The sequence below is a fragment of the Vagococcus changpingensis genome (assembly GCF_058211775.1).
The window spans coordinates 58,212-78,172 of the sequence record NZ_JBYVZB010000002.1 but is presented as its reverse complement, the minus strand read 5'-3'; the positions used below and the strand labels follow the sequence as shown (position 1 = coordinate 78,172).

22 protein-coding genes are annotated in these 19,961 nt (G+C 33.7%); 13 read left to right on the top strand and 9 right to left on the bottom strand.

Features of this window, described 5'->3' with window-relative positions; translation table 11 throughout:
* Positions 1 to 10: 10 nt before the first annotated feature.
* The 5 genes from AC37UB_RS04735 to AC37UB_RS04715 form a co-directional block, all read right to left on the bottom strand.
* Positions 11 to 307: a BMC domain-containing protein gene (locus tag AC37UB_RS04735; RefSeq protein ID WP_117972437.1), complete on the bottom strand. Its 297-nt coding sequence runs from the start codon at positions 305 to 307 to the stop codon at positions 11 to 13.
* A gap of 44 nt (positions 308 to 351) precedes the next feature.
* Complete coding sequence (locus AC37UB_RS04730) at positions 352 to 630, bottom strand: hypothetical protein (RefSeq protein ID WP_117972436.1); 279 nt, start codon at positions 628 to 630, stop codon at positions 352 to 354.
* Position 631: 1 nt separating this feature from the next.
* The gene (locus AC37UB_RS04725) at positions 632 to 1,636 is read right to left on the bottom strand and encodes a DMT family transporter (protein WP_117972435.1); all 1,005 of its coding nucleotides are present in this window, start codon (positions 1,634 to 1,636) and stop codon (positions 632 to 634) included.
* Between the two features lie 17 nt (positions 1,637 to 1,653).
* Positions 1,654 to 1,938, bottom strand: a complete 285-nt coding sequence (gene eutM, locus AC37UB_RS04720) for an ethanolamine utilization microcompartment protein EutM (RefSeq protein WP_117972434.1) — start codon at positions 1,936 to 1,938, stop codon at positions 1,654 to 1,656.
* 587 nt (positions 1,939 to 2,525) lie between these two features.
* Positions 2,526 to 3,374 (bottom strand): MerR family transcriptional regulator, encoded by an 849-nt coding sequence (locus tag AC37UB_RS04715; protein ID WP_490685389.1) that lies wholly within the window; start codon positions 3,372 to 3,374, stop codon positions 2,526 to 2,528.
* A 198-nt stretch (positions 3,375 to 3,572) separates the two neighbouring features.
* Between AC37UB_RS04715 and tsaE the strand changes: the two genes are divergently transcribed.
* Together tsaE and AC37UB_RS04705 are read left to right on the top strand one after the other, a co-directional pair.
* Positions 3,573 to 4,052, top strand: coding sequence for a tRNA (adenosine(37)-N6)-threonylcarbamoyltransferase complex ATPase subunit type 1 TsaE (tsaE, locus tag AC37UB_RS04710; protein WP_117972432.1), 480 nt, complete (start codon positions 3,573 to 3,575; stop codon positions 4,050 to 4,052).
* On the top strand, positions 4,045 to 4,566 hold the full coding sequence (locus AC37UB_RS04705; protein WP_117972431.1) for a GNAT family N-acetyltransferase: 522 nt from the start codon (positions 4,045 to 4,047) through the stop codon (positions 4,564 to 4,566). The genes tsaE and AC37UB_RS04705 overlap by 8 nt, the downstream gene beginning before the upstream one ends.
* A 55-nt stretch (positions 4,567 to 4,621) precedes the next feature.
* On the opposite strand, the gene AC37UB_RS04700 is transcribed toward AC37UB_RS04705, so the two are convergent.
* Positions 4,622 to 5,494: a hypothetical protein gene (locus tag AC37UB_RS04700; RefSeq protein ID WP_241699261.1), complete on the bottom strand. Its 873-nt coding sequence runs from the start codon at positions 5,492 to 5,494 to the stop codon at positions 4,622 to 4,624.
* A gap of 12 nt (positions 5,495 to 5,506) precedes the next feature.
* Complete coding sequence (locus AC37UB_RS04695) at positions 5,507 to 6,265, bottom strand: exodeoxyribonuclease III (protein WP_241699260.1); 759 nt, start codon at positions 6,263 to 6,265, stop codon at positions 5,507 to 5,509.
* Positions 6,266 to 6,436: 171 nt separating this feature from the next.
* On the opposite strand from AC37UB_RS04695, the gene murB reads away from it, so the two are divergent.
* Positions 6,437 to 7,345: a UDP-N-acetylmuramate dehydrogenase gene (gene murB, locus AC37UB_RS04690; protein ID WP_490685388.1), complete on the top strand. Its 909-nt coding sequence runs from the start codon at positions 6,437 to 6,439 to the stop codon at positions 7,343 to 7,345.
* A gap of 18 nt (positions 7,346 to 7,363) precedes the next feature.
* On the opposite strand, the gene AC37UB_RS04685 is transcribed toward murB, so the two are convergent.
* Positions 7,364 to 8,566, bottom strand: a complete 1,203-nt coding sequence (locus AC37UB_RS04685) for a chloride channel protein (RefSeq protein ID WP_241699258.1) — start codon at positions 8,564 to 8,566, stop codon at positions 7,364 to 7,366.
* A 361-nt stretch (positions 8,567 to 8,927) separates the two neighbouring features.
* Between AC37UB_RS04685 and AC37UB_RS04680 the strand changes: the two genes are divergently transcribed.
* On the top strand, positions 8,928 to 10,214 hold the full coding sequence (locus tag AC37UB_RS04680; RefSeq protein WP_490685387.1) for an anaerobic C4-dicarboxylate transporter family protein: 1,287 nt from the start codon (positions 8,928 to 8,930) through the stop codon (positions 10,212 to 10,214).
* 27 nt (positions 10,215 to 10,241) lie between these two features.
* The gene (locus AC37UB_RS04675; RefSeq protein WP_117972425.1) at positions 10,242 to 11,684 is read left to right on the top strand and encodes a M20 family metallopeptidase; all 1,443 of its coding nucleotides are present in this window, start codon (positions 10,242 to 10,244) and stop codon (positions 11,682 to 11,684) included.
* Between the two features lie 42 nt (positions 11,685 to 11,726).
* Here AC37UB_RS04675 and AC37UB_RS04670 read toward each other — a convergent pair whose 3' ends face one another.
* Positions 11,727 to 12,725 carry a YhdH/YhfP family quinone oxidoreductase gene (locus AC37UB_RS04670; protein WP_242094077.1) on the bottom strand — a complete coding sequence of 333 codons (999 nt, stop codon included), beginning with the start codon at positions 12,723 to 12,725 and terminating at the stop codon, positions 11,727 to 11,729.
* Positions 12,726 to 12,923: 198 nt separating this feature from the next.
* Between AC37UB_RS04670 and AC37UB_RS04665 the strand changes: the two genes are divergently transcribed.
* From AC37UB_RS04665 to AC37UB_RS04630, 8 genes are all read left to right on the top strand, one after another.
* Positions 12,924 to 13,466, top strand: a complete 543-nt coding sequence (locus AC37UB_RS04665; protein ID WP_071457808.1) for a helix-turn-helix domain-containing protein — start codon at positions 12,924 to 12,926, stop codon at positions 13,464 to 13,466.
* Between the two features lie 15 nt (positions 13,467 to 13,481).
* Positions 13,482 to 14,567: an ABC transporter ATP-binding protein gene (locus AC37UB_RS04660; protein ID WP_117972424.1), complete on the top strand. Its 1,086-nt coding sequence runs from the start codon at positions 13,482 to 13,484 to the stop codon at positions 14,565 to 14,567.
* A gap of 13 nt (positions 14,568 to 14,580) precedes the next feature.
* A complete protein-coding gene (locus AC37UB_RS04655) occupies positions 14,581 to 15,393 on the top strand; it encodes an ABC transporter permease (protein ID WP_117972423.1) in 813 nt (270 codons plus the stop codon).
* Positions 15,390 to 16,223 carry an ABC transporter permease gene (locus AC37UB_RS04650; RefSeq protein ID WP_117972422.1) on the top strand — a complete coding sequence of 278 codons (834 nt, stop codon included), beginning with the start codon at positions 15,390 to 15,392 and terminating at the stop codon, positions 16,221 to 16,223. The genes AC37UB_RS04655 and AC37UB_RS04650 overlap by 4 nt, the downstream gene beginning before the upstream one ends.
* A gap of 1 nt (position 16,224) precedes the next feature.
* On the top strand, positions 16,225 to 17,295 hold the full coding sequence (locus AC37UB_RS04645; protein WP_117972421.1) for an ABC transporter substrate-binding protein: 1,071 nt from the start codon (positions 16,225 to 16,227) through the stop codon (positions 17,293 to 17,295).
* Between the two features lie 132 nt (positions 17,296 to 17,427).
* A complete protein-coding gene (gene ispE / locus AC37UB_RS04640) occupies positions 17,428 to 18,285 on the top strand; it encodes a 4-(cytidine 5'-diphospho)-2-C-methyl-D-erythritol kinase (protein WP_241699256.1) in 858 nt (285 codons plus the stop codon).
* Positions 18,286 to 18,417: 132 nt separating this feature from the next.
* On the top strand, positions 18,418 to 19,098 hold the full coding sequence (locus AC37UB_RS04635; protein WP_241699255.1) for a metal ABC transporter ATP-binding protein: 681 nt from the start codon (positions 18,418 to 18,420) through the stop codon (positions 19,096 to 19,098).
* On the top strand, positions 19,071 to 19,895 hold the full coding sequence (locus AC37UB_RS04630) for a metal ABC transporter permease (RefSeq protein WP_241699254.1): 825 nt from the start codon (positions 19,071 to 19,073) through the stop codon (positions 19,893 to 19,895). Before AC37UB_RS04635 ends, AC37UB_RS04630 begins: the two co-directional genes overlap by 28 nt.
* The last annotated feature ends 66 nt before the right edge of the window (positions 19,896 to 19,961 follow it).

The following is a 19,961-nucleotide window of genomic DNA, read 5'->3' as shown; positions in this document are numbered from 1 at the left end:
CCCCTCCTCTTTATCCATCAATACTGTGAACCGATACAATTTTTCCGATTGCTTCAATAGGTCTTGGCATGACGTTATGTGCTGTCAGTGTCCCAATTTCTTTCGCCGCTCTTGCCCCAGCTTCTACTGCACTCTCAACAGCCGCCACATCACCTTTAACCATGATAGTAACTAATGTCGATCCGATATTTTCATATGAAATTAATTCAACGTTGGCTGCCTTTAACATTTCATCGCATGCTTTTAATGCAGGCACTAAGCCGATTGTTTCGACTAAACCTAACGCTTCTTGGCCTCTGTATACCAAATTCAATCCCCCTTATTATCCAATTCACAAGTTATTAGAAAACATTATCTGTATGCCTTATTAACATATTTATCCACTGTTTTTCTTCCCTCTTCAGTAATGATGTAATACATCAATAACTCATCATTTCCATCAAGATTATAACTATCTAACTCAACTAAACCATTGGCTTCAAGTGCCATAAGGTGTTCTGAAAACAACCTTTGATTAAATTGTTTTTCTTCACCATATTGTGATTTCAATTGTGCCATCACTTCTTGGACATTATATTTTTTTCTATCGTACATTTGATTTAAAACAGCTGTTCTTGCAGGTAAAAGCATATTACGCTTCCCCCTTTCTGAATAAATCAAGTGGGTTCATTGTCACTAAAATAGCTCCCATAACAATTAAAATCGATCCAACAATCATCGTTGGTGTCAGTGTATCTCCTAAAAATAGAACACTAAATATGACACCCCAAAAAGCGTAAGTAACATTTAATGACATTCCAACGGCCGTTCCAACCATAGCGTTTGCTTTATACCAAGTTAAAAATGAAACCCCTGCACTTAATCCTGAGAAAATCAACCAAATAACTGGTGTAAAAGCTGATAGTGTATTAAATAATAAGTCTACTCCACCAATAATTGGTAAAATAAAAATAATCACTACAAGTCCTGAAACTAATTCTCGTAAATTTACAGCAACATCTGTGTCGATCATCGCGCCACCAAAACTTGAAAACACACCTTCTAATCCCCAACATACTGCAGCAACTAATGCACAAATAATTCCTAGTGTAAAGTTTGGTGCGCCTTCTGGAGCCACCATATTAATTGTAATAGCACCAAATACACAAATAATCATACCTATCACAATTCTTAGTGTTGGTTTTTGTTTTAAAAAGATCCAAGAAAATAATGCGCCAAACAAACTACAAGTTGCTGAAATTGGAATAGCGTATGCTCCTGCTAATGCTAATCCAACAAGATACGCACCATTTGCAATCGGGCCACCTAATAAAAATCCAACGACTAACATTTTGCCTGGTTTTGTTTTCACCATACGAATAATTTCTTTTAATCTACCTTCTTTAGCGTTATAAAATAATAAAAAGATTCCGGCAAAAAAATCATTTAACCCTGAACAAACAAAAGGAGCCGCTAAAATACCAGCTGCACTGGTTAAAGGATCATAACCACTAGCTACCACAACAAGAGTTGAATAAATGGCATAAGTAATACCTGATATTAATCCATTAGTAATCCCTTTCATTCTAAATTTTTTATTCACTAAGTTCATCTTTGTATCTGCGGATGAACATACCATGTTTTTCTGAGTTTCCATTAATGTACCCCCTTAATTTAGTTGTTGTTTCTTAATGGTAAAATATTTTCAACTTCACCATGTGGTCTAGGGATAACATGTACAGAAAGAAGTTCACCTACACGTTCTGCAGCACTTGCTCCAGCATCTGTAGCAGCTTTAACGGCTCCAACATCACCTCTTACCATAACTGTTACTATACCGCCTCCAACAAATTCACGACCAACTAATGATACGTTTGCTGCTTTCACCATGGCATCTGCTGCCTCGATTGAACCAATTAATCCTTTTGTTTCCACCATTCCTAATGCATCGTACTTCATCTTTTTTCCTCCTAGTGTAAAGCGTTTTCTTCTTTGTTTATAGTTATAATCTAGAACATCCCCTTAAGGTGAGAGTCAAACACATTTTTATGACTAATACACCAAACTTCCTGTACTACTGAGATCTATTTTTTCAGTTAACTAGAGTAATTGAGAATACTCTGTTAACCCACACACAAATATGATAATTTATATGCTTTTTTATTTTTAATCATTATTATTTATCTTTAAATAAAAAAATAAAAAACAACACAGATAATTGTGTTGTTTTTCACATTAAATAAATAAATAACTAGTTTAACTCTATTTTGTATTATGTTTTTCTACAAATATTTTTATTTTTTTTTTGACTCATAACAATTTTAAATTCAAAAAAATGGACATAAACCTTTATATTACAACGTTTATATATTTTTATAATACATGATTTTAAAAAAGTAAAACACTCTATTTAAAACCTTCCCCTAGGGACAAATTATATTCAATAACACACTAATTGATATTCATTACCATATACTACGACAAAAAAAGAAGCAATTTTTAAGCTCAAGATAAAGATCTTGTGCCAAAATTACTTCTTAAAGATGTTACTTTTTCTTAGTTACTGGTACTAATAATTCGACAACAAATGTATCCGTATTCATTGTTGACCAATAATCAATAACAAAACGCTCATATAATTCGTTGGAGTATTCATAATTATTTTCTTTTGCCCAATCCAACATTTTCGTATATTGTTTATTAATCTGAGACAAATCTCCTATATGATAACTTGATAAAAAAAGTTTCCCTCCAAATGACATAGTAGGAACACCTGACAATAAATTATTAACAGGCTTTTGTAATACTTTCACTTTAGAAGCATCATTAGACATTTTTTCCTGACCATTTTCATAATATAAAATCACCGGTCCACTAATTTGACAATCAATCGTCTCTAAATAATTTACCCATGGAATATTAATCACAGCATCCATATAGTTTTGATGAAATTCTTGTTCTAGGTACACGTAATCAAAGGAATCAAAATATTTTATATTAACATTTTGAATATTATTTTCGATTGCTATGGAACCTTCCCTTAACAACTCGACCCATTCTGTGATTGCTAAGTAACTATTTTTTATACGCTGTTCTTCTTCTTTTAACTCTGATTGCTTTGTTAAAAATTTTGGTTCTTTATAAAAGCTATCCAATGTTTTTTGGACATTACCCATTTCTTGTAATTTAAAACCCATTTGCTTGTAATATTTAATAATAGGAATTAAATTCATCGTTTCTTCTTTGTAATACCTGTAACCATTTTTTTCACTAACATAATCTGGAATGATTAAACCTAACTTTTCATAAAAGCGTAATGTTTTACGGGAAACATTACACATTTTTGCTACCTCTCCAATCGAGTACATTCCCTTACAATCCCTTACATCACTCATTTGAATCTCCATTCCACACAACTAACACTATATAAACTAAATATACCATAAGACATTAAAAAAATGCCATCACTTTTTAATTATGTCATATTTTTTATATTATATTATTTTTTCTATGTTTTTAATTATTCGACATCCTTTTTTATTTTTCAACTCTACGATATACTTACAAACAAAGACTAGTAAAGGAGCTTTAATATGACGCTTTATTTAAAAGATGATACAGATACTCAATATTTTGGAGAAAGACTCTCAGAATTAGCACAGCCAGGAGATGTTTTTATTTTAACTGGAGAATTAGGTGCTGGTAAAACAACTTTTTCAAAGGGATTTGCAAAAGGCTTAGGTATTACACAAATGATAAAAAGTCCCACCTATACACTAATACGCGAATATGATAACGGAAGACTTCCTTTATACCACATGGACGTCTATCGCCTAGAAGGGGCAAGTGATGATTTAGGATTAGAGGAATACCTAGATGGTGAAGGGGTATGTTTGATTGAATGGGGAGAATTAATTAAGGATACAATAGATAACACATTTATCGAAATTATACTTCATAAAACTTCTGAAGACACCAGATTTATCACTATAGAAAACTATGGTGAAACTGAGCGTTATAACCAAATTAATGCGTTAATGACTGCACTAGAAGAGGATCAAAAAAATGACTGAATTTAATATTACACTTCGTCAGGCTATACCTGATGATGCAAAAAATTTAATTAATGCTATTAGCCAACTTAATCAAGAAACACCTTATCTCGTTGTTAGCCCTCATGCTTTAAACATGTCGCCAGACACTATGGCTCATGAAATAGACTATATTTATAATGCATCTAATCAATTTATTCTATTAGCCTTAAATTATAATGATATTATAGGAGTTGCTACTATTGTAAGTGATGATGATACTGCTTTTCAACATGTTGGAGAATTAGGAATTACTATAAAAAAAGAATTTTGGGGACTCGGTTTAGGAACTGCCATGATTGAAGAGTTAATCCAATTATGTTTAGATTACCAAATCACTAAACGTATTGAAATAAATGTCCAGACTCGTAACGATAGAGCTCTTCGTTTGTATGATAAAATGGGATTTTCTCTAGAAGGAATAAAAAAAAAGGCCTTTTTATCTGAACAAAATGAATTGATTGATATTGCGATACTGAGCTACTTACTACTTTAACCACTTTAAAAAAATAAGACTCAACGACTTCATAAGTGTAGTCGTTGAATCTCGTTTATCTTTTAGATGTTTTTTTCTTTTTGCGTTTTGGCTGATTTTTTTTCTTATCATTTGATACTTTTTTTGTGGCGGAATGATGTGTTTGTTTCCTACCGTGTGTTGAATCTTTTTTAGATTGGGAACGATTTGAGGACTTCTTCTTAGAATTTTTTTTCCCTGATTTTTTTTGACTTTTTTTACTAGAATCTTTCGATGATTCTTTTTCACGTGAATGTTTCGCTTTTACTTTATTTGATGCCTGTTTTTTCTTCCATAAAAACCACACGGCGCCTCCTGTAGCAATGACTGCTACAATAACCAGTATCCACTTTAAAATAGAAAGGGCTTGTTTTGTCTTTGTTTTTGTACTTTTTTCAGTACTTTCTTTTTCGTTCTGGTTAGAAGAAGCTGTATTAGCTATTTCTTGTGATTTGCTATTACTGCTACTCGTACTTGTTTCTTCGGTATTAGAGCTGCTTACTTTACCAGAGTCTTCCGTACTTTCTTTGGTCTTATCGTCAGACTCTTTCTTTTGTTCAGACTCTTTAGTTTCCTCTGTAGCAATGACTTTCCCCTTATCAAAGTCATACCGAACATCTGTTGATTTATCTCCTTCAGCATCTAGCATTCCTACCATTGCTTCTTTTGTTCCTTTAGGAATTGGTACCTCAAACTCTCCTTTATCATTTGCTACAATAGATCCAGCAAGATTTGTCAGAAAAATATTGGCATTTGGTGTTGTTTTTCCTGTTAGAACATTTCTTTCTTTATCATAAGTTAAATCATAAAGAAGCTTATCTGAACCAGATGAATAAGCTACCGTAGAAAAACCTAAGAATCCAAATACCAAGAATCCCATTATAACTAATTTTTTCCAATTTTTTAACATATTTTTTCCTTTCTAGTTCATATCAACCAATAGTTCAACTGGACAATGATCACTTCCAAATATTGTTGATAGAATATCTGCACTTTTCAATTTATTTTTTAATTTGTTTGACACACAAAAATAATCAATACGCCATCCTGCATTATTTTTTCGTGCATTAAAGCGATAGCTCCACCAACTGTAAGCACCCTCTTTATTAGGATAAAAATAACGATAAGTGTCAATAAATCCTGAATCTAATAATTGTGTAAAAGCATCTCTTTCTTGATCGGAAAAGCCAGGTTTTTTACGATTATTCTTCCAATTTTTCAGATCGATGTTTTCATGAGCAACATTTAAATCTCCACATAAAATGATCGGCTTTTCTTCATCTAGCTTTACTAAATATTTTTTAAACTGCTCCTCCCAATCCAAACGAAAATCCAATCGTTTTAATTCTGGTTGTGCATTTGGTGTATAGCAATTCACTAAGTAAAAAGTATCAAATTCAAGCGTTAATAAACGGCCCTCTGCATCAAACTCCTTAATACCCATACCTTTCTTCACAGAAATAGGTTCAATTTTAGTGAAAACAGCCACACCAGAATAACCTTTTTTTTCTGCATAATTCCAATATTGATAATAACCAGGTAACGCCATTTCAATTTGCCCTTCTTGTAATTTCGTTTCTTGTAGTGAAATAATATCTGCATCTATTTGCTTTATGTCTTCATAAAAATTCTTTTTCACAATTGCACGTAACCCATTGACATTCCAAGAAATAAACTTCATAGTCGTCCTCCTAAAATTATCTATAATTGTATTTTATCATAATTGCACTGAATATTGTGCTTTTTATCCGATTTATAAACAGAACGATATGATGAGCAATCATACTTTTTCAATAGATTTTATGTTAAAATGAAACCACTATAATTATTCTAACTAAGAGAGGGTATTAGCGTGACGACACAAACTATTGTTCAACAATTTCCGAATATAACTATATTAACAAATGAACCTTTATCACATTATACATATACTAAAACCGGTGGTCCTGCTGACTTTTTAGCATTTCCTACATCCAAAGAAGAGGTTCAATCTTTAATTAATTTTTGCCAAAAAAGGGGACTAGAATGGATTTGTCTAGGAAATGCCAGTAATTTAATCGTTCGAGATGGTGGCATTAAAGATGTTGTTATCATGTTAACTCAAATGAAACAAGTCATCATTCACAATACAACAATAGTTGCTGAATCGGGAGCAAAACTTATTGATGTGACTTATGATGCTTTAAAACATGACTTAACTGGATTAGAATTTGCTTGTGGCATTCCTGGAAGTATCGGAGGAGCGGCATATATGAATGCTGGTGCTTACGGTGGTGAGTTGGCAGATGTTTTTTACTCAGCTGAGGTTATTTTAGAAGATGGATCAATAAAGACCTTTTATAAAGAAGATATGACATTTTCTTATCGTCATAGCATCATCCAAACTCTAAAAGGAATTGTTTTATCCGTGACCTTCCATTTAGAGAAAGGACAACACACGGTAATAAAAGAAAAAATGGATGAACTAACCTATTTACGTGAATCAAAACAACCTCTTGAATACCCATCGTGTGGTAGTGTCTTTAAACGACCAGAAGGTTATTTTACTGGAAAATTAATACAAGACGCCGGTTTACAAGGACACATGATTGGTGGAGCACAAATTTCAGAAAAACATGCAGGTTTTATTGTTAATATAAATAAGGCAACCGCAACAGATTATATTACACTAATTCAATACATCCAAGACATTATTCTAGACAAATTCCATGTTTCTCTTGAAACTGAAGTAAGAATTATTGGTAGAAAACAAAAAGTGTGACATTGTTATATAACGATGTCACACTTTTTGATTAGGATAAATTGAGTCATTATTATTCATTAAATAAGAAGCAATAATAACAAAAAATGCATATGGCAATAATTCAAAACCAAATATTTCTCCTGCAATAAATAATGGAGCAACTAATGTATTGGTCGCACTGGCAAAAACTGAGGCGAAACCTAATGATGCGACAAATTCAACAGGCAACCCACATAAGTGTGCCAAAAGAACACCACACGTTGCACCAATCGAAAATAGAGGTGTCACTTCCCCGCCTTGAAAACCAATAGATAAGGTGAAAACAGTAAAGATTGATTTTAACAGAAAATCATATGAATAAACTGTCCCTTGGTAAAATGCTGCTTCAATCAAATTGCTACCAAGCCCTGAATATCTCCCCCGTCCAGCAATAATCAACCCCACCATTAAAATAACTGAAAAGAAAAACATTTTTTTATAAATGGGCCATTGTATCGATTGAATGAATAATTTTGTTTTTTCTAAACTAATTGAAAATAACCGTCCCACTAAACCAAAGATACATCCCAATAAGCATAACACTAAAATCAATCTGATAGTTAATTCTGGATACGTTCCTATTGTTGTAGAAAAAGCTGTTAAACCAAGAAATTGTGACATATAGCTTGACGTAACTGCTGCGACACTGGCTGAAAGAAGAGACTCAATTGATAAATAGCCTACAGCTAAAATTTCCATTGAAAAAAAAGTTGCTGCAATCGGCGTGTGAAATAATCCTGCAAATCCTGCCGCCATTCCTGTTACTATTATCATCTGTTGTTTTTTTTCATGGCTTGGTATAAATTTTTTCCAAACGTGTCTAGAAAACCAATTAGTAAAGGTTCCACCAATCTGAATTGCCACGCCTTCCCTACCAGCACTCCCACCGACTAAATGAGTCAGCCATGTACTAAGTGTAATAATTGGTATCAATCTAACTGGTATTACATCACGATTATTCTGCCCTACTTCAAACAATAAGGTCATTCCCTTACTACTTTCCTTGCCATAAGATTGATATAGCCATTTAATAAATAAACCTATAATCGGTAAGAAAAATATAAAAAACATAAAATATTGTACTCTAATATTTGTAACAAATAATAATACTTTACCAAAAATACATTCAAGTATACCTACAAAGATTCCGATAATCAATCCAAAAATCATCCACAAAATATGTCTTTTAACTTTCCCCATCTTCTCACCCTTCTTTTTACACAAAAAAAGCCACACACCAAAACTAGTATGCAGACATCATTAGCTAAACATGAATTTAGTTAATAATTTTTCAAGGAAACTTTCATTTCCGCTGAACTTAACCTTATTTTAAGCATTTAAATGGAAAATATCAATAGGATATTCTTTATATAAAGAAAGAAGGTATAATACTCATGGTGTTTTAATGTTTAAAAAGTCTAATAAAATTCATATAAAATAAATAATTAGGACACATTTAATTGATAATATCCAAATGTATTCGATTTTATTATTTTTTTAAGTAGGTTTAATAAGTTGTTTATTTTCAGTACGTTATATTCTATTTATCAGGAGGGTTCAAATGGCTTTATTATTAATTGAAATTGCTATCATGATAGCAACTATTATTTATGGTTTGATGAAAGGTGGTGCATTAGGTTCTGGTGTTTCTGCAATTGTTGCCCTATTTATCATGCTGTTTATTTTTAAACTTCCACCATCTTCTCCACCTGTTACAGCTGTTCTTATTATTATGTCAATTGGCATTGCTAGTGGAGCATTACAAGCATCTGGTGGAATGGACTACATGATTCGCGTTGCCACTAAAATTATCCAACGTTTCCCGAAAGCGATTACAATAGTTGCACCTCTTGTTTGTTTCTTGTTTGTTTTCGGTATGGGAACAGCAATGATTGCACTATCTCTTGAGCCAATTATTTCAGAAACTGCTTTAAAATCTAAAGTCAATCCAAAAGGTGCTTTAATATCATCTGTTTTGGCCTCAAACATGGCATTACTTTGTAGTCCAGCATCATCATCCACTGCTTATGTCGTAACATTATTAGCTGCATATGGTATAACTTTAGGTACCTATTTGTCCATTGCACTACCTGCTACATTATTATCCATTATTATTTTAAGTATATTACTTACTATTGTTAATAAAAAATTGCCGTTTGATGAATCAATTCTAGAAGATATAATTATTGAAAATGAAGAAAAAGAGTTAAGTCCTGCCGCAAAAAAATCTACATTAGTATTCTTACTCTGTGTTTTAGCCATTATTATTTTGGGACTATTTCCCAGTCTCTTACCAGAGTATAATGTAGATGGAAAACCAATAAAAATTGCAACTGCTGACTTAGTTCAGATGTTTATGTATTTGTCTGCTGCAATCAATATCATGCTCTTTAAAGTGAAATCAAAAGATATTTTACATGCTCCAGCTACTGCTAACGCTTTAGGAGCAACCTTAATTGTATTAGGTCTTGGATGGGTTGGTTCAACTATCTTTGGCGCTCCAAAAAATCAAGCTGTTTTAGTGTCAAGTGTCGGACAGATACTAGCTGACTATCCTTGGGTTATCATCTTTATCTGTGCGTTTGTTGCGATGATTATTGGGGCTCAAACGGCCGTTGCAGCAATTATTTTCCCATTAGCACTGACACTAGGGATATCACCAATGTTACTTATTATTATTGTTCAGTGTCTAAATGTTAACTTTGTGATTCCAGCACAACCGACGTTGTTACTTGCAGTTGAATTAGATAGAACTGGGCGGACTAAGGTCTTTAGTTTCATCATACCAGGAATAATTATAACCGCACTTTCTATTGCTCTATCTTATGGTATCACACTATTTATGTAATCATTGAATATTAGGAGGATATACTATATGTATAAACAAATTGAAACATTAATTAATCAAAAACAACACACTTATTTCCAAACAAGCGATAAAATTTGGGATATTGCCGAAACAAAATTCCATGAAAAAGAATCAGCAGACGTGTTGATTAATGTATTAAAAGAAGAAGGATTTAGCATAGAAACAAATATTGGAGAGATTGACACAGCATTTGTTGCAAGTTTTGGAAATGAAGGTCCTGTCATTGGATTTTTAGGGGAATATGATGCACTACCTAGCATGTCTCAAAAAGCAGGTTCTACACAAAAAGAAGCAAATCCGGATACAGAAAACACAAATGGACATGGCTGTGGACATAATTTACTTGGTACAGCTTCACTTGCTGCTGCAATTGCGACCAAAGATTATATTACAGAGCACAATATCCCTGCGCAAATTAAATATTTTGGTTGTCCTGCTGAAGAAGGCGGATCTGGAAAAACATTTATGGCAAGAGCTGGTGCTTTTGATGGATTAGATATGGCGATTTGTTGGCATCCAGGAACAGATAATGCCATTTGGGGTGTAAAAACACTAGCTAATATCCAAGCAGCTTTTGAGTTTAAAGGAAAATCAGCTCATGCTGCAAATGCTCCAGACATGGGACGTAGTGCACTTGATGCTTGTGAGTTGATGAATGTCGGTGGAAATTACCTTCGTGAACATGTGACACCAGAAGCAAGATATCACTATGCGTATATGGATGCTGGGGGTGTAGCTCCTAGTGTTGTCCAAGATCATGCAAAACTTTTATATTTAATTCGTGCACCAAAAGGAAGCCAAGCAAAAGAAATTTATGATCGTTTATGTAAAATTGCAGAAGGCGCGGCTCTTATGACTGAAACAGAAGTAACCGTACATTTCGACAAAGCTTGTTCAAACTATATTCCAAACGTTGTGTACTCTCGCATTATGGGAGACGTGATGATGCATTATGGTGGACCGGAATTTGATGAGGAAGATCAAGTATTTGCTAAAGCAATTCATGATACATTAACTGAAGAAGAAAAACAATTTAGGATGGTTCCACCGGCTACACCTGTTGAACAAAAAGTCTTAAAAGAAAATGTGGGTAAAGTATTAGCTGACTATGTTTATCCATTCAATGAGGTATTAACTAACGTTACCCTTCCTGGTTCATCTGATGTAGGAGATGTCAGTTGGATTGTCCCAACGGTTCAATGTATCGTTGCAACAGAAGTTCAAAATACCGCCATGCATACATGGCAATGGGTTACAAACGGAAAAAGTGGTATCGCTAAAAAAGGAATGATTCAAGCAGCTAAAATCATGGCAGCAACAGCTGTTAAAGTGCTTGAAGAACCTGAGTATATTGATCAAGCGAAGGCTGAGCTAAAAAATATAACAGATGTAACGCCTTACGTGAATCCAATTCCAGCAGACGTAAAACCAAATAGTTTAGCTTTCTAACCAAATAAAGGTGAAGCAATTAATTTTGCTCCACCTTTTTTATTATTTAATTTTAACAATCGTTCTTCCTGAATGCGTTCCTTCTAATAATTGTTTCGTCACTGGAACGATATCCTCTAACGAGATTTCATTAGCTATAGTCGCGTCAATCATCTCTTTTGTGATACTGTCTTTAATTGTATCCCATAACGCAGATTTTTCTTCTGTTGTTAATTGAACTGAATCAATTCCGAACATGGTTACACCGCGTAAGATAAACGGTAAAACTGTCGTGCTAAATTTAATACCGCTTGCATTTCCACATAGAGAAATTCCCCCACCGTATGAAATTTTAGGTAGTATTGCTTCTAGTGTTGCCCCACCAATCGTATCAATGACATAATCAAATAATTGTTTTTGTAATGGACGAGTATTTTCAAGTATTTCTTCGGTACTAATAATATGTTGTACGCCTAAAGAATCCAAATAATCCGTCGATTTTTTGCGTGTTAATGCGGTGATATTGTTAAATCCTTTAGCTTTTAATAAATTAATCGCCATACTTCCAACTCCACCTGTTGCTCCGGTTATTAAAATACTGGACTCTTTGTTTTCACCTAAACCAACAGATTCTAGACGATGAATCGCTTGAGCGGCTGTTATTCCAGCTGTCCCAACAAACGCAGCTACTTTTAAATCTAAATCTTGTGGCACAACTTGAATCCATTCACCTGGAATACGTGCTATTTCACTAAAACCTCCTGTGTGACTTACCCCTGTCCCTTGACCAGTTACAACTACTCTATCGCCAACAGATAATCCTTCGTGAGTTGTTTCTATAATAGTTCCTGAAAAATCGATACCAGGAATCATAGGATATGACCGAATAACTCCCCCATTTTTTATCGTTGCTAAGGCATCTTTATAATTTATCGCTGAATACTCAACTTCAACCAGTGTGTCTCCTTCTGATAATCTGTCAACTGACCAATCTTCTATACTTGAGATAATGCTATCATCTTTTTCACTAACAATAAGTGCTTTGAATGTTTTATCCATCATTTACATCGTCTCCTCATCTCTTTAATACACTTAGTTTATCATAAAAAAACAACAAATTGGGATATCAAAAAAATGAATTGATTTGTTGAAAATCATCTTGTATACTACCATCAGAAAGTAAACTAAAAGTTTAATATAAATAAACATCTATCATTTTAAGTTTAGTATATATAAACTATTAGACTGGAGGTGTTGACCATACTTATCGGGAAAAAAATTAAAAACTTACGAATACAAAAAAATTTAACACAAGAAGAATTAGGAGAACGAACAGATCTCACAAAAGGATACATTTCTCAATTAGAACGAGATTTAAGCTCCCCTTCTCTAGAGACATTTTTCTCCATTTTAGAAGTATTAGGTGTTTCTCCAAAACAATTTTTTGATGAAAAACATCAAAAACAACAAGTCGTCTATCCTAAAGAAGATCAAACCATTCACCTTGATGAAGATAAAGGATATGAAATAAATTGGTTAGTTTCTGACTCTAATGAAAATGAAATGGAACCTATATTATTAACTCTAGAAAAAAAAGGAGAATACAAAGAATTTGAACCATCACAATCCGAAACATTTGGTTATGTGTTACAAGGAAAAATCTATGTTACCATAGGTGAAGATACCTATATTGCTTCAAAAGGTGAAAGTATTTATTACCAAGCACTCAACCAGCACCAAATATCTAATGCTCACGATGGAGTTAGCAAACTCCTCATTGTTGCAACAAATTCTTATTTATAGTAAAGGTGGGAGAAAATGAGTCACACAATTATTGAATTTAAAGATGTCGTGAAAGAATACGACGACACCACTGTATTAAAAAAAGTGAGTTTTGAAATCGAACAAGGAAAATTTTATACCTTATTAGGTCCATCAGGATGTGGAAAAACAACGATTTTACGTTTGATTGCTGGTTTTAGCGAACCAACATCTGGAGAAATTTTATTTGATGGAAAAGTGATTAATAAAGTTCCTGCAAACAAACGTAAAGTAAATACTGTATTCCAAGATTATGCTCTTTTTCCTCATATGGATGTTTATGAAAATGTGGCATTTGGGTTAAAAATCAAAAAATTACCCAAAGAACAAATTGATGTAAAAGTACGTGAAGCTCTACGTTTGGTTCAGTTATCTGGTTTAGAAGAAAGACAAATCAGTGAGATGTCTGGTGGGCAAAGACAACGTGTGGCAATCGCTCGTGCGCTTGTAAATGAACCTGAAATTTTACTATTGGATGAACCTTTATCTGCTCTTGACTTAAAATTGCGAACAGCCATGCAATCAGAGTTACGTGAACTACAAAAGCGGTTAGGCATTACCTTTATTTTTGTTACTCATGATCAAGAAGAAGCTTTAGCTATGAGTGATGAAATTTTTGTTATGCATGATGGGAAAATCGAACAAAGTGGCTCTCCTTCTGATATTTATGATGAACCGATTAACCGTTTTGTAGCGGATTTTATTGGAGAAAGCAATATTGTAAAAGGGGTTATGATTGAGGATAACTTAGTTGAATTTGTCGGAAAACAATTTGAATGTGTCGACAGTGGTATGAGGGAAAATGAGCCCGTTGATGTAGTAATGCGTCCTGAAGATATTTCCCTAGTACCTGTCGAACAAGGAAAATTAAAAGCGACAGTTGATACCTTATTATTCAGAGGGGTTCATTATGAAATTTTCTGTATTGATTCTGAAGGAAATGAATGGGTGGTGCATTCAACTAAGAAGCCACTTGAAGGACAAGCAGTTGGTTTATTTTTTGAACCAGAAGACATTCATGTCATGCGTTTTAATGAATCAGAAGAAGATTTTGATGCCAGATTAGAAAGTTATGACGACTAAGGAGGGTTGATAAGTGACACAATCAAAACGATTCTATACTATTCCCTATTTTTTATGGATAGCTCTATTTGTTATTGCACCAGTAATTTTAATTATTTATCAATCATTTTTTGATATTAATGGGCAATTTACTTTAAGTAATTACCAACAATATTTAACAAGTAAAACTTACTTGAGTATGACCTTTAACTCATTATTCTACGCTCTACTTATTACCTTATTTACACTAGTGATTAGCTATCCAACAGCTTATTTTTTAACAAAATTAAAACACAAACAACTGTGGCTCATGTTAATTATCTTGCCCACTTGGATTAACTTGTTGTTAAAAGCTTATGCGTTTATTGGGATTTTTAGTATCCATGGTGGAATCAATAATTTTCTAGATACTGTTGGTATTGGGACGCAACAACTTCTTTTTACAAATTTTAGTTTTTTAACCGTTGCGACCTATATTGAAATCCCATTTATGATTTTACCTATTTTTAATGCCTTAGAAGAAATTAACCCTTCTCTTGTGTTTGCCAGTCGTGATTTAGGCGCGAGTAATTTTGAAACATTTAGACGTGTCATCTTCCCACTATCTTTAAATGGCGTAAAAAGTGGTGTGCAAGCCGTATTCATCCCATCACTTAGTCTATTTATGCTAACTCGCTTAATTGGGGGAAATCGTGTGATAACACTTGGAACGGCCATCGAACAACATTTCCTTGTCACACAAAACTGGGGGATGGGCTCAACTATTGGTGTCGTTCTGATTATCGCGATGTTTATCATTATGATGCTAACCGGCGAGAAGAAAAAGAAAGGAGCGAAGAAAAAATGAGCAACCATAAATTTAATTGGAGCCATCTCTATTTGATTTTAGTTTTCATTATTCTGTACGCACCTATCTTTTATCTAATTTATTATTCATTCAACGCCGGTGGAACGATGACATCATTTACCGGATTTACGTTAGAACATTACCGAGCTGTCTTTGAAGACACCAGGTTAATTGGCATTGTGATAGACACGTTCTTACTAGCTTTTCTATCTGCTTTAATCGCTACTATTATTGGAACGTTTGGTGCAATGGGGATTCACTACACCAAACAACGTGGCGTACGAAATACATTACTAAGTTTAAACAATATTTTAATGGTGTCTCCTGATGTTATTATTGGGGCAAGTTTTTTAATCCTATTTACTTTTCTAGGGACTTGGTTTGGGTTTCAATTAGGTTTTATGTCTGTACTACTCTCTCATATTGCTTTTAGTATCCCGATTGTCGTTTTAATGGTCTTGCCAAAAATGCAAGAGATGAATCCATCACTTATTGATGCTGCACGAGATTTAGGAGCAAACAACTGGCAGGTACTAAGACAAATTATTTTACCTTATTTAACACCAGGAATTATTGCCGGATATTTTATGGCATTTACCTATTCATTAGATGATTTTGCTGTGACGTTTTTTGTAACAGGGAATGGATTTAGTACTTTATCTGTTGAAATCTATTCTCGTGCTAGACAAGGGATTAGTTTAGAAATCAACGCTCTTAGTGCTCTACTCTTCCTATTTTCTATTTTGTTAGTGACTGGGTATTACTTTATCAGTAAAGACAATAAACCAAAATACAAAAAGAAAAAAACACAAAAAATAGGAGGTAAATAAGATGAAGAAACTCAATGCTCTTTTTTCAGGTATTCTTCTTATCATTGTCCTTCTAGCTGTTACTTCTTTTAATCTTGAAAAAAACAATGGTGCCTCTGGTGGTCGTGTATTAACTATCTATAATTGGGGAGATTACATTGACCCTTCGCTAATCAAACGATTTGAAAAAGAATATAACTATAAAGTCATTTACGAAACCTTTGATTCGAACGAAAGCATGATGACCAAAATCAAACAAGGTGGAACAGCCTATGATTTAACCATTCCCAGTGAATACATGATTCAAAAAATGGTGAAACAAGATATGCTCATTCCGCTTGATCATTCTAAAATCAAAGGACTAGAAAACATAGATAGTCGTTTTTTAAATATTCCATTTGACCCTAAAAACAAATTTTCTATCCCCTATTTTTGGGGAACATTGGGAATTATATACAATGATGAATTCGTTAAAGAGGGTCAGATTAAACATTGGGATGATTTATGGAATCCCTCACTAAAAAATAATGTGATGTTAATTGACGGAGCTAGAGAAGTCATGGGATTGGCTTTAAATAGTGACGGGCATTCATTAAATAGTAAAAATGATAAACAACTAGATAATGCTTCAAAAAAATTAGATGGACTAAGTTCCAACGTCAAAGCGATTGTAGCTGATGAAATCAAAATGTACATGATAAATGGTGAAAGTGCTGCTGCGGTCACATTTTCTGGTGAAGCTGCTAGTATGCTAGAAGAAAATGAGCACTTGCATTATGTGATTCCAGAAGAAGGCTCTAATCTTTGGTTTGATAATTTTGTGATCCCAAAAACAGCAAAAAATATTGATGGTGCGTATGATTTTATTAACTTTATGTTAAAACCAGATGTCGCTGCTCAAAATGCCGAATACATTGGTTACTCTACGCCAAATAAAAAAGCGTTAAAAATATTACCTAAAGAAATTACAAGTGACCCACAGTTTTACCCAAGTGACAAAATTATCGAGCACTTAGAAGTGTATGAGGATTTAGGACAAACCTATTTAGAACGCTATAATGATCTATTCTTAAAATTTAAAATGTATCGTTAAAGATAGGATTTTTTCCTATCTTTTTCTTTATTCAATAAAATCTCTAAAGTAGGTGCTTAAATTGTTTTATATTCGCTCTTTTTTCATGTATAATCAAACAAATAGAATATTTTGAAGAATTGGAGGTAGTCAATGGAAATCATCGAAAAAGCCCCGGCAAAAATAAATTTGGGACTTGATGTCCTATTTAAACGTGATGATGGGTATCATGAACTTGAAATGATTATGGCAAGTGTCGATTTATCTGACCGCTTAATTTTAAAACCTATTTCAAAAGATGATATCATTATCAAAACAGACAATGGCTTCCTACCAGTAGACCGTAAAAATAATATTTATCAAGCAATTGATATCATGAAAAAAACATATGGGTTCACTCAAGGTGTTGAAGTAAATTTAAAGAAAAACCTACCCGTTGCAGCTGGTTTAGGTGGAGGTAGCAGTGATGCTGCTGCTGCGTTTAGAGGGGTCAATCGCTTGTTTGATCTTGGTGCGACATTGGAAGAAATGGCAGAATTATCCGTTCCCATTGGCACAGATATTCCATATTGTCTTTATGGGCAAACAGCTCTTGTGACAGGCGTTGGTGATTGTGTGAAACCACTATCTCATCCAATGCCACAGTGTTGGATTGTTCTAGTCAAACCCAAAATCAGTGTATCCACTCCTCGCGTGTTTTCAAAAATACAAGTTGACTCACTTTCGCATCCAAATATAAAAGCTATATATCATGCAATAGAAAACCAAGATTACCAAGAAATGATTCAACATTTGGGGAATTCTCTAGAATCTTACACGATGGAAGTTTTTCCTATTGTTAAATATGTTAAAAATAAAATGCTAGAATTCGGAGCAGATGCAGCCGTCATGAGCGGCAGCGGTCCTACCGTTCTTGCGCTTTGTAAAAAACGTTCACGAGCTGTCCATGTGGCAAATGCTTTAAAAGGATTTTGTGATGAAGTGTATTTAGTTAGGACATTAAACAGATAAGAAGTAGAAACTATCCTGCTTTTTATCTGTTTTGTTATGGACAACCGATTAACTATTCTTGCTTTATTTTGACACAAGTGTTATGATTCTTTTGGTTTTAAAACGTAATACTTACGATTAAAGGAGGTTACCATGAACTATATTGATGTCAAACACCTCACATTTTATTATGACGATGAACCCGTCCTAGAAGACGTTTCTTATACAGTCAGTCCAGGAGAATTTGTCATATTAACTGGTGAAAATGGTGCGGCAAAATCAACATTAATCAGAAATACATTAGGGTTATTAAAACCTGATGAAGGAGAAGTCTACATCTCTCCTACCAATATAAATGGCGATAAATTAACAATTGGTTATATTCCCCAACAAATTGCTTCTTTCAATGCTGGATTTCCTAGTACTGTTTTAGAATTTGTTCAATCAGGCCGTTTTCAACGTGGAAAGTGGTTTAAACGATTAGATACTATTGACCATCAACATGTTGAAAAAGCACTGAACTCTGTCGGTATGTGGGATATGAGAAAAAAACGGATTGGTGATTTATCTGGTGGGCAAAAACAACGCGTCTGTTTAGCACGCGTATTTGCAACTGATCCTGATTTGTTTGTCTTAGATGAACCAACAACAGGTATGGATGAGTCATCTCGTAATGATTTTTATAAACTACTTCAACATAGTGTCAAAGAGCATAATAAAGCGATTTTAATGGTGACACATGATCATGAAGAAATCAAAGAATATATGGATCGACATATCCACCTTGTTAGAAAGGAGGAAACTGAATGGAGATGTTTTCATATGAGTTCATGAGGCGAGCATTAATCGCTGCTTCCATGATGGCAGTCATTGCACCATCATTAGGTGTCTTTCTTGTGCTACGTCGCCAATCGCTCTTAGCAGATACTCTATCCCACGTCTCTCTTGCCGGGATTGCACTAGGTTTTTTCATTAATGTTAATCCAACTGTTACCACATTAATTGTCGTAATTGCTTCTGCTTTTGTTTTAGAATATATTAAAAACTTATACAAATCGTATTCAGAAGTATCTACTGCTATTTTAATGTCTGGCGGATTAGCTGTAGCCTTAGTATTGATGAATTTGACTAAGGGTAAAAATTCCATGAATATTCAACAGTATTTATTTGGTTCTATCGTGACCATCAATTGGCAACAAGTAAAAATTTTGGCAATTCTTTTAGTCATCATTGTTGGACTATTTTTAGTTTTAAGAAAACCAATGTATGTGTTAACGTTTGATGAAGATACAGCTCATGTTGATGGACTACCAATCCATGTGTTATCTATGCTATTTAATGTTATTACAGGTGTTGCTATTACCGTCATGATTCCTATTGCTGGTGCCCTACTTGTTTCAGCCATTATGATTTTACCAGCAACCATTTCAATGAAGATTGGAAAAACATTCTCAACTGTTATCTTAAGTAGTATCGTTGTTGGGTTTATCGGTATGACATCAGGACTAATTACTTCATACCAACTAGATACACCACCTGGTGCAACTATTACATTAATTTTTATTGCCATGTTTATTCTAATCAATTTACTAACTAATGTTCGTAAAAAAAACAGACAGATTTCCAAATAATCTGTTCGTTTTTACGAACATTTTTTATTTATTTTTAAAAATACTTTGCTTTTTTGGAATTTAATA

Excerpts from the sequence above, each read along its gene's own strand:
- AC37UB_RS04730 (WP_117972436.1), bottom strand. The coding sequence starts at position 630 with ATGCTTTTACCTGCAAGAACAGCTGTTTTAAATCAAATGTACGATAGA.
- AC37UB_RS04725 (WP_117972435.1), bottom strand. The coding sequence starts at position 1,636 with ATGGAAACTCAGAAAAACATGGTATGTTCATCCGCAGATACAAAGATG.
- eutM (WP_117972434.1), bottom strand. The coding sequence starts at position 1,938 with ATGAAGTACGATGCATTAGGAATGGTGGAAACAAAAGGATTAATTGGT.
- AC37UB_RS04715 (WP_490685389.1), bottom strand. The coding sequence starts at position 3,374 with ATGAGTGATGTAAGGGATTGTAAGGGAATGTACTCGATTGGAGAGGTA.
- tsaE (WP_117972432.1), top strand. The coding sequence starts at position 3,573 with ATGACGCTTTATTTAAAAGATGATACAGATACTCAATATTTTGGAGAA.
- AC37UB_RS04705 (WP_117972431.1), top strand. The coding sequence starts at position 4,045 with ATGACTGAATTTAATATTACACTTCGTCAGGCTATACCTGATGATGCA.
- AC37UB_RS04700 (WP_241699261.1), bottom strand. The coding sequence starts at position 5,494 with ATGTTAAAAAATTGGAAAAAATTAGTTATAATGGGATTCTTGGTATTT.
- AC37UB_RS04695 (WP_241699260.1), bottom strand. The coding sequence starts at position 6,265 with ATGAAGTTTATTTCTTGGAATGTCAATGGGTTACGTGCAATTGTGAAA.
- AC37UB_RS04685 (WP_241699258.1), bottom strand. The coding sequence starts at position 8,566 with ATGGGGAAAGTTAAAAGACATATTTTGTGGATGATTTTTGGATTGATT.
- AC37UB_RS04680 (WP_490685387.1), top strand. The coding sequence starts at position 8,928 with ATGGCTTTATTATTAATTGAAATTGCTATCATGATAGCAACTATTATT.
- AC37UB_RS04675 (WP_117972425.1), top strand. The coding sequence starts at position 10,242 with ATGTATAAACAAATTGAAACATTAATTAATCAAAAACAACACACTTAT.
- AC37UB_RS04670 (WP_242094077.1), bottom strand. The coding sequence starts at position 12,725 with ATGATGGATAAAACATTCAAAGCACTTATTGTTAGTGAAAAAGATGAT.
- AC37UB_RS04660 (WP_117972424.1), top strand. The coding sequence starts at position 13,482 with ATGAGTCACACAATTATTGAATTTAAAGATGTCGTGAAAGAATACGAC.
- AC37UB_RS04650 (WP_117972422.1), top strand. The coding sequence starts at position 15,390 with ATGAGCAACCATAAATTTAATTGGAGCCATCTCTATTTGATTTTAGTT.
- AC37UB_RS04645 (WP_117972421.1), top strand. The coding sequence starts at position 16,225 with ATGAAGAAACTCAATGCTCTTTTTTCAGGTATTCTTCTTATCATTGTC.
- ispE (WP_241699256.1), top strand. The coding sequence starts at position 17,428 with ATGGAAATCATCGAAAAAGCCCCGGCAAAAATAAATTTGGGACTTGAT.
- AC37UB_RS04635 (WP_241699255.1), top strand. The coding sequence starts at position 18,418 with ATGAACTATATTGATGTCAAACACCTCACATTTTATTATGACGATGAA.
- AC37UB_RS04630 (WP_241699254.1), top strand. The coding sequence starts at position 19,071 with ATGGAGATGTTTTCATATGAGTTCATGAGGCGAGCATTAATCGCTGCT.